Consider the following 8,688-nt stretch of genomic DNA (forward strand, 5'->3'; position numbering starts at 1 on the left):
CCCCTCCCGCGGCTGCGGCGCCGTCCCGGTCCGCTGCGCGGGGGGCGTCCGGTCGCGAGGCGTCGCCGTCGGCGTCGCCCGACCCGTCACCGCTCCTCTCGCCACCGCTCTTCTCCCCAGCGCCCGTGCCACCACCGGTCGCGCCGCCACCGGTCCTCTCGCCCGCGGCCGGCTCGCCGGGGCGCCGCTGGCGGTCCTTGCGCCGGGGCTGCACGCGCTGCCCGCGGGGGGCGTCACCGGCCGCGGCCGGCCCGGTGGCGGTGCCCTTGGTCAGGTCCTCCACGGTGGTGCCCTGCTTGCGCGCCTTCCGCTCGAGGAGCTTCGCCTCCGCGGCCGAGCCCGGGGCGGGCATGTTGCGGATGACGTAGAACTGCTGGGCCATCGACCACACGTTCGTCGTGAGCCAGTACAGGAGCACGCCGATGGGGAAGTTGACGCCCGTGACGGCGAAGACCAGCGGCAGGACGTACATGATGATCTTCTGCTGCTGCGCCATGGGGTTGTCGGCCATGGACGCCGGCATGTTCTTCGTCATCAGCTGGCGCTGGGTCGTGAAGGTCGTCACCGACATCAGCACGATGAGCAGGACGGTCACGAGCTTGGTGACGAGGTCGTCGCTGCCGAGGAAGGTCGACGACAGGGGCGCGCCCAGCAGGCTGGAGGCCTCCGCCTGCGCCGCCACGTCCTGCGTCATGCGGCCGATGGGGTCGCGGTCGCCCGCGGCGATGGCGCTGAGGCCGTTGAGCACCTGGAACAGCGCGAAGAAGATCGGCATCTGCAGCAGGATCGGCAGGCAGGACGCGAAGGGGTTCGTGCCGGCCTTCTTGTAGGCCGCCATCGTCTCCTCGGTCATCTTCTGCCGGGAGGCGGGGTCGGTCTTCCCCTTGTACTTCTGCTGGATCTTGCGGACCTCGGGCGCGACGATCTGCATGCCGCGGGAGGCCTTGATCTGCTTGACGAACAGCGGGATCAGGACCACGCGGATGACGACGACGAGGGCCACGATCGAGAGCGCCCACGTCCAGCCGGACGTGGGGTCCATGCCGGCCGAGGTGAGCAGGTCGTGCGCCGTCACCATGATCCAGGCGACGACGTACTCGATGGGGCGGAGGATCTCGAGCATGGGCTCCTGCCGTGGTGGGCGTGGGTGGTGCCGGTCCGTCGTGCGCTCCGGCGGGGGGCGCCGGCGGGTCTCTCAGGCGGGGGGCGCCCCGCCCGGCGGGGCCTCGGCGCGGCCGCCCACCGGTGGGACGTGGTCGACCCCTCCGGGGTTCCAGGGGTGGCACCGCAGGAGGCGCCGAGCGGCGAGCCACCCCCCGCGCGCCGCGCCGTGGCGGTCCAGCGCCTGGACGGCGTAGGACGAGCAGGACGGGTAGAAGCGGCAGACCGGCGGGTACCAGGGCGAGACCACCAGCTGCCACGCCCGCGGGCCGACCAGCACCCGACCGGGCGCCACCAGGACGACCCGCACCGGACCGGCCGCCACGACGCGCGCGGCGGAGGGCGGCGTCGAGGTCGAGCGCCAGGTCGGCGGAGGTGGCCTCCGCCGAGGGCGGCAGCGCCCTCACGACCAGCTCGGTCCCGGCGGGCAGGTCCTCGAGGCGGTCGGCCACGAGGTGCCGCAGGCGACGGCGCACGCGGTTGCGGACGACGGCGCCGCCGACCGCCCGCGAGACGACGAACCCCGCCGCCGCGGGGCGCGGGGGCGGGGCGGTGCCGTCCGCCGCCGCCCCGGAGGGCGTCAGGACGTGGACGACGAGGGTCGGGCGGCCGGCCCGGGCGCCGCCGCGCACCGCGCGCCCGAAGGCGTCCGCGGTGCGCACACGACGACCGGCCGGCAGCACGGCCGGCTCAGGCGGAGAGCTCGCCGCGGCCCTTGCGGCGGCGGGCGGCGAGGATGGCGCGACCGGCGCGGGTGCGCATGCGCAGGCGGAAGCCGTGGGTCTTGGAACGACGGCGGTTGTTCGGCTGGAAGGTGCGCTTGCTCACGTCTGCTCCACGGGGTCTGGCGCGCTGCCGGCCAGCGCACGGAGGTCTCTGGTCAGCGCTCCGGCGCTCCCGCGCGCCACCCCGGTGGGGCGACGGCGTCACTGGTGGGCCGGGCTCAGACCGCAGCACGGTACGGGCGCGCCGAGCCCCCGGTCAAACCACCGGCGCGCTGCGGGGTGACCACCGCCCCCGGCACCCGCGGGCGACCCCGTCCTGAGGGAGCGCCCGAGGTCCTCCCGACCTCCTGCGCGACGAGGCTCCCGATCGTCCCCCTCGTGGGGGTAGGGTCCGCGGACCGACACGCCGCCGGTCCGTCGAGGGCCCGGCCGGTCGTGCCGGATCCACCCTGGCGACCGCCGGTCGCACCGGGGCCGGAGGCGGGGGCCGACCCGGGGGTGCGTGGCCCCGACCGGGTCCCGATGTGCTACCCACAGGTGTGGACAACTCTGTGGACCGCGCGGCCCGGCTCGGGCGCGCCCTCGTCGCGGGGCAGCACGGCCCCCGACCGGGGGCGCTGGCCGCCCCGAGCGGGGCGGGACGCACGAGCGGCGCGGGCGCCGGACGGGGAGGGCGCGCGTGAGCACCGACGGCGGCGAGCAGCCCGACCTGCCCCTGGCCTGGTCGCGGGCGATGCAGCGCTTCCGCGGCGACGAGCGCATCACCGCCTCGAACCTGGGCTTCCTGCGCCACACGCGGCCCCTCGGCCTGCTCGACGGGACGCTGCTGCTCGTCGTGCGCGACGACCTGACGAAGAGCGTCCTCGAGCAACGGGTCCGCGACGTCGTCGTCGGCGTCCTCGGCGAGGAGCTGGGGCGCCCGGTCCGGCTGGCCATCACGGTCGACCCCTCCCTCGACGTCGACGCCCTCGAGGGCCCGGCCGACGGCGGCGCCGACGCCGGGCTCGACGGCGCGGGCGCCACGGACGAGGACGAGGGACCCGCCGCGGCGGGAGGGCTCGAGCGGACGGTCGACGAGCTGCCGCCGCCCGTGGGGGTGCGCCCGCGCGACCCGGGCCGTCCGAGCGAGCCCACGCGGCTCAACCCCAAGTACACGTTCGACAGCTTCGTCATCGGCGCGTCCAACCGCTTCGCGCACGCAGCGGCGGTGGCCGTGGCCGAGGCGCCGGCGAAGGCCTACAACCCGCTCTTCGTCTACGGGGAGTCGGGGCTCGGCAAGACCCACCTGCTGCACGCCATCGGCGACTACGCCGCCAAGCTCTACCAGGGCGTGCGCGTGCGCTACGTGAACTCCGAGGAGTTCACCAACGACTTCATCAACTCGATCCGCGACGACAAGGCGTCGGCCTTCCAGCGCCGGTACCGCGACGTCGACGTCCTGCTCATCGACGACATCCAGTTCCTGTCGAACAAGGTGCAGACGCAGGAGGAGTTCTTCCACACCTTCAACACGCTGCACAACGCGGACAAGCAGGTCGTCGTCACGAGCGACCTGCCGCCCAAGCAGCTGTCGGGCTTCGAGGAGCGCATGCGCTCGCGCTTCGAGTGGGGGCTCATCACCGACGTCCAGCCGCCCGACCTCGAGACGCGCATCGCCATCCTGCGCAAGAAGGCCGCGGGCGACGAGCTGCAGGCGCCGGACGACGTCCTCGAGTTCATCGCGAGCAAGATCTCGACGAACATCCGCGAGCTCGAGGGCGCCCTCATCCGCGTGACGGCCTTCGCCAACCTCAACCGCCAGGGCGTGGACCTGCCGCTCGCCGAGGTGGTGCTCAAGGACCTGCTGACCGACACGGGCACCGGCGTCGTCACCGTCGCGACGATCATGGCGCAGGCCTCCGACTACTTCGGCGTCACGATGGAGGACCTTGCCGGCGCCTCGCGCTCGCGCACCCTCGTGACGGCCCGCCAGACGGCCATGTACCTGTGCCGAGAGCTCACCGACCTCTCCCTGCCCAAGATCGGCCAGGCCTTCGGCGGGCGCGACCACACCACGGTCATGCACGCCAACCGCAAGATCCGCGAGCAGATGGCCGAGCGCCGCTCGACCTTCAACCAGGTCACCGAGCTCACCAACCGGATCAAGCAGCAGCACCGCTCCTGACCCCCCGGGCGGCAGCCCACCACGCCGCGGCGGTGACCCGTCTGTCCGGGTGGGGCTGCGCGCGCCGGGGCGCGACGCGTGGTGGTGACGTCCGCGCAGGTGGGGGCGGGTGGCGTGCGGGGCACGTCAGGCGAGCGCCCGTGCTGGGCGCCAGCCCCAGCGCGGGGGCGTAGCCAGTGCCCCGCACGGCGCCCGCCCCCACCCACCCGGCCACGACGGACGCTGCCCAGCCACGGGCCACGCGAGAGCGAGCACGCGGGACACCGGGCAGGACGCCGGGCACGACGACGCCAGGGCCCCGGCAAGCGCCTCCCCACAGGTGTGCACAACCCTGTGGACATCTGTGGAGATCCCCCCGTGCCCGTCCACACTCCCGTGGACGGAGGGCCGGGGCCGCACGGGCGTGCACACCCCCGGGCCGACCCGGCGGACGGGCGCCCCCACGGCGTCCCGAGGGCGACACGCGACGTGACCTGCGGCGCCACCCCGTCCTCCACACCGTCCACAGCACCGATGACGAGGACGAGCCTCCCCGGTGAAGAGGAGGTCCGCGCACAGCTGGTGGAGGGCAGGTCTGGGGACGAGCGCCTCGAGGCCGAGCAGAGCACGAGGTCGCGGGGAGGTCGTCGAGCCCGGGAGCGGGGAGCTGCTGCTGGTGCGGCCCAGGAGGGACGGTGGAGCGGGCCCTCGCCACGGGCCGCGTCTGCCGTAGGGTCGGCGACCGCGCCCGCGCGTCCGCCGGGCCGCACCAGCGGACGCACCCCTGCAGCGAGCAGCGCGGGGGCGCCGGGAGGGGTCGGTCGCCGTGAGGTTCAGGGTCGAGCGCGACGTGCTCGCGGAGGCGGTCACGTGGACCGCGCGCTCCCTCCCCACCCGTCCGCCGGTGCCGGTGCTCGCCGGTCTGGTGCTCGACGCCGACGCGAGCGGGACGCTGTCGCTCGCGGGCTTCGACTACGAGGTCTCGGGGCGCGTCGAGGTGGCCGCGGAGGTGGAGGACGCGGGGCGGGCGCTGGTGTCGGGGCGCCTGCTGGCCGACATCGCGCGGAGCCTGCCGAGCCGGCCGGTGGAAGTCGTGAGCGAGGGCTCGAAGGTGACGCTGACGTGCGGCGCCAGCCGCTTCCAGCTGCTGACGATGCCCGTCGAGGAGTACCCGGCGCTGCCGGAGATGCCCGCGTCCAGCGGCGTGGTGGCGGGTGACGTGCTGACGCAGGCGGTGGGCCAGGTGGTCGTCGCCGCGAGCCGCGACGAGACGCTGCCGATCCTCACGGGCGTCCGCATGGAGATCGAGGGCGACCGGCTGACGCTGCTGGCGACGGACCGCTACCGGCTCGCGATGCGCGAGCTGGCGTGGTCCCCCGCGACGCCGGGGGCGTCCACGACGGCGCTCGTGCGCGCCCGCACGCTCTCGGAGGTGGCCCGCTCGCTCGGCTCGGGTGGCGGTGACGTCGTCGTCGCGCTGTCGGACGGCACGAGCGGCACGGGCACGGCGATGATCGGCTTCGAGGCGGGGGGCCGGCGCACGACGTCGCTGCTCGTCGACGGCGAGTACCCGAAGGTGCGCTCGCTGTTCCCGGCCGAGTCGGCCGTGCGCGCCGTCGTCGGGCGCGAGGAGCTCGTCGACGCGGTGCGCCGCGTGTCGCTCGTGGCGGAGCGCAACACCCCGGTGCGGCTGTCCTTCACCGAGGGCCAGGTGGTCCTCGAGGCGGGTGCCGGCGACGACGCGCAGGCGAGCGAGGCCCTGCCGGCGACGCTCGACGGCGAGCCGCTGGAGATCGCCTTCAACCCGGCGTTCCTCCTCGACGGGCTGGGGGCGCTGCCGACGCCGCACGTGCGCCTGTCCTTCACGCAGCCGACGAAGCCGGCGGTCCTCACGGGCCAGCAGGAGCCGGAGGGCGACGACGACCCGGGCTACCGGTACCTGCTCATGCCCGTCCGGATGGCCGGCTGAGCCTCCCCCGCGGGGGAGCCCGAGCGGCGCGAGCGGCGGCGCGGCACCACGCTGGGGGCCGTGCGCGGCCGGCGCACGCGGGCGGCCGCCGCCCGGGACGTCCAGGCAGCACCGCGGGAGCGGTGGGGAGGAGCGGCATGAGCACCGACACGAGCACGAGCGCGACCACGGGGAGCGCCACCCCCGTCCAGCACCTGGGGATGGTGGGCCTCGGGCGCATGGGCGGCGGGATGCGGGACCGCCTGCGCGGGGCCGGCCTGCAGGTCACCGGCTACGACCGGGACCCGGACGCCACGGACGTCGACAGCCTGGCGGCGCTCGTCGAGGCGCTGCCGACCCCGCGCGCGGTCTGGGTGATGGTCCCGGCCGGGGACATCACGCACTCGGTCATCACCGAGCTCGCCGGCCTCCTCGAGGAGGGCGACCTCGTCGTCGACGGCGGCAACTCCAAGTGGACGGCCGACGAGGAGCACGCCCAGCAGCTCGCCGAGCAGGGCGTCCGGTTCGTCGACTGCGGCGTCTCCGGGGGCGTGTGGGGCCTCGAGGCCGGGTACGGCCTCATGTGCGGCGGCGCCGAGGAGGACGTGGCGCGGATGATGCCCGTCTTCGACGCGCTGCGCCCCGAGGGCCCCCGCGAGGAGGGCTTCGTCCACGCCGGCCTCGTCGGCGCGGGCCACTACGCGAAGATGGTCCACAACGGCATCGAGTACGGCCTCATGCAGGCCTACGCCGAGGGCTTCGAGCTGCTGCTCGCCAAGGGGATCGTCACGGACGAGACCGGGTGCTTCAAGGCCTGGACGCGCGGCACCGTCGTCCGCTCGTGGCTGCTCGACCTCCTGGTGCGGGCCCTCGAGGAGGACCCGGCGCTGGAGAAGCTGCAGGGCTACGTCGACGACTCGGGCGAGGGCCGCTGGACGGTGCAGGAGGCGGTCGAGAACGCCGTGCCCGCGCCGGTGATGTCCGCGGCGCTCTTCGCCCGGTTCACCTCGCGCCAGGCGGACTCCCCCGCCATGAAGGCCGTCGCGGCGCTGCGCAACCAGTTCGGCGGCCACGCCGTCCACACCGCCGGCCCGAGCTCGGGCGGCGGGGACACCCCCGAGAGCGACCTGCCGGCCTCGAGCGAGGAGACCGGTCCGGCCCACGCCGGCCCGACGTCGGGCAGCTCGGACGTGGACCACTCCGCCTAGCCCGCGGCCACCGGGCCGCCCGTCCTCCGGGACGGGCGGCGTCGGGGCGGGACGAGGACGGGACGAGGGCGGAGGACGGAGGTCGGCGCGGTGCACGTGGCGCACCTGTCGCTCGCCGACTTCCGCAACTACGAGCGCGCCGAGCTCCCGCTCGAGCCCGGGGTGACGGCGCTCGTCGGCCCCAACGGGCAGGGGAAGACGAACCTCGTCGAGGCCCTGGGCTACGTCGCCTCCCTGTCGAGCCACCGCGTCGCGAACGACGCCCCGCTCGTGCGGGCGGGCGCCGAGCGGGCGGTCGTGCGCGCGAGCGTGGTGCGCGACGGCCGCCCGCTGCTCGCGGAGGTCGAGATCAACCCGGGCCGCGCCAACCGCGCGCGGCTCGGGCGCGCGGCGCTGCCGCGGGCGCGCGAGCTCGTCGGCACGCTGCGCACCGTGCTCTTCGCGCCGGAGGACCTCGCCCTCGTCAAGGGCGACCCCGAGGGCCGGCGCCGCTTCGCCGACGACCTCCTCGTGCTCCTCGCCCCGCGCCTGGCGGGAGTGCGCGCCGAGTACGACCGGGCGCTGAAGCAGCGCAACGCCCTCCTGCGCTCGGCGGGCGCGACGAGCGCGGCGCGGCGCGGCGCGGGCCCGCTGCCCGGCATCGAGGTGTGGGACCACCAGCTGGCGGCCCTGGGCGCCGACCTGCTGTCGGCGCGGCGCTACCTGCTGGCGCGGCTCGCGCCGTACGTCGCGCGCGCCTACGACGCCGTCGCGGAGACGGCGCCCGGCGGGACGGGCGCGGGTGCCGCGGCGGAGGGCGGGCCCGCGGACGTCGTCCGGCTGGCCTACCGCGGCTCGCTCGCCGAGCACCGCGGCGAGGGCGAGGAGGACCTGTCCTCCGAGGCGGCCCGGGAGGCGGGCGCCGCGCCGCGGGACGTCCTCGCCGCCCAGCTCGTCGAGGCGATGGAGCAGCTGCGCCGCCGCGAGGTCGAGCGGGGGCTGACGCTCGTGGGCCCGCACCGCGACGACGTCCTGCTCTCCCTGCGCGGGCTGCCCGCCCGGGGGTACGCCAGCCACGGGGAGTCGTGGTCCTACGCGCTCGCGCTGCGGCTGGGCGCCTACGAGCTGCTCCGCAGCGAGGGGCCGGGGACGCCGTCCGAGCGCGAGCCCGTGCTCGTCCTCGACGACGTCTTCGCCGAGCTCGACGCGCGCCGGCGCTCCCGGCTGGCCGAGCTGGTGGCGGGCGCCGAGCAGGTCCTCCTCACCGCGGCCGTGCCCGAGGACGTGCCCCCGCAGCTCACCGGGCGCCGCGTGCACGTGCGCGCCGGCGCCCTGCAGCTGCCGCTCGACGGCGGACCGGCCGAGGACGCCGTCGCCGGCGGCGGTCCCGCCGACGGGGCGTCCGTGCCCGAGGGGGCCGCCGACCAGGGCTCCGCCGGTGACGGGGACGGGCGTGGCTGAGCGTCCCGGGGCGCCCGAGCCTCCTGAGCCCCCCGGGGGCCCCGGCGGGCCTCCCGACCCGCC

General features: G+C 76.0%; 6 protein-coding genes and 2 pseudogenes. 4 read left to right on the forward strand and 4 right to left on the reverse strand.

Features of this window, described 5'->3' with window-relative positions:
- From yidC to rpmH, 4 genes and pseudogenes are all read right to left on the reverse strand, one after another.
- The coding region (gene yidC, locus HLB09_RS09555) for a membrane protein insertase YidC (protein ID WP_171203154.1) at positions 1–1,123 on the reverse strand (1,123 nt) is incomplete at its 3' end.
- A 72-nt stretch (positions 1,124–1,195) separates the two neighbouring features.
- Positions 1,196–1,486, reverse strand: a complete 291-nt coding sequence (gene yidD / locus HLB09_RS09560) for a membrane protein insertion efficiency factor YidD (RefSeq protein ID WP_171203155.1) — start codon at positions 1,484–1,486, stop codon at positions 1,196–1,198.
- Positions 1,473–1,844: pseudogene (rnpA, locus tag HLB09_RS09565) on the reverse strand (ribonuclease P protein component); the annotation flags it as partial. The pseudogene rnpA and the gene yidD, both read right to left, overlap by 14 nt.
- Before the next feature lie 7 nt (positions 1,845–1,851).
- Positions 1,852–1,989, reverse strand: a complete 138-nt coding sequence (rpmH, locus tag HLB09_RS18515) for a 50S ribosomal protein L34 (RefSeq protein ID WP_171203156.1) — start codon at positions 1,987–1,989, stop codon at positions 1,852–1,854.
- A 630-nt stretch (positions 1,990–2,619) separates the two neighbouring features.
- Here rpmH and dnaA point away from each other — a divergent pair.
- From dnaA to HLB09_RS09590, 4 genes and pseudogenes are all read left to right on the forward strand, one after another.
- A complete protein-coding gene (dnaA, locus tag HLB09_RS09575) occupies positions 2,620–4,050 on the forward strand; it encodes a chromosomal replication initiator protein DnaA (RefSeq protein ID WP_171203160.1) in 1,431 nt (476 codons plus the stop codon).
- An 805-nt stretch (positions 4,051–4,855) separates the two neighbouring features.
- On the forward strand, positions 4,856–5,998 hold the full coding sequence (gene dnaN / locus HLB09_RS09580; RefSeq protein ID WP_171203157.1) for a DNA polymerase III subunit beta: 1,143 nt from the start codon (positions 4,856–4,858) through the stop codon (positions 5,996–5,998).
- Between the two features lie 137 nt (positions 5,999–6,135).
- Positions 6,136–7,185, forward strand: a complete 1,050-nt coding sequence (gnd, locus tag HLB09_RS09585; protein ID WP_171203158.1) for a phosphogluconate dehydrogenase (NAD(+)-dependent, decarboxylating) — start codon at positions 6,136–6,138, stop codon at positions 7,183–7,185.
- Positions 7,186–7,275: 90 nt separating this feature from the next.
- Positions 7,276–8,502: pseudogene (locus HLB09_RS09590) on the forward strand (DNA replication/repair protein RecF); the annotation flags it as partial.
- Positions 8,503–8,688: the final 186 nt, after the last annotated feature.

This window comes from Pseudokineococcus marinus, assembly GCF_013004605.1.
GTDB classification, from domain to species: domain Bacteria; phylum Actinomycetota; class Actinomycetes; order Actinomycetales; family Quadrisphaeraceae; genus Pseudokineococcus; species Pseudokineococcus marinus.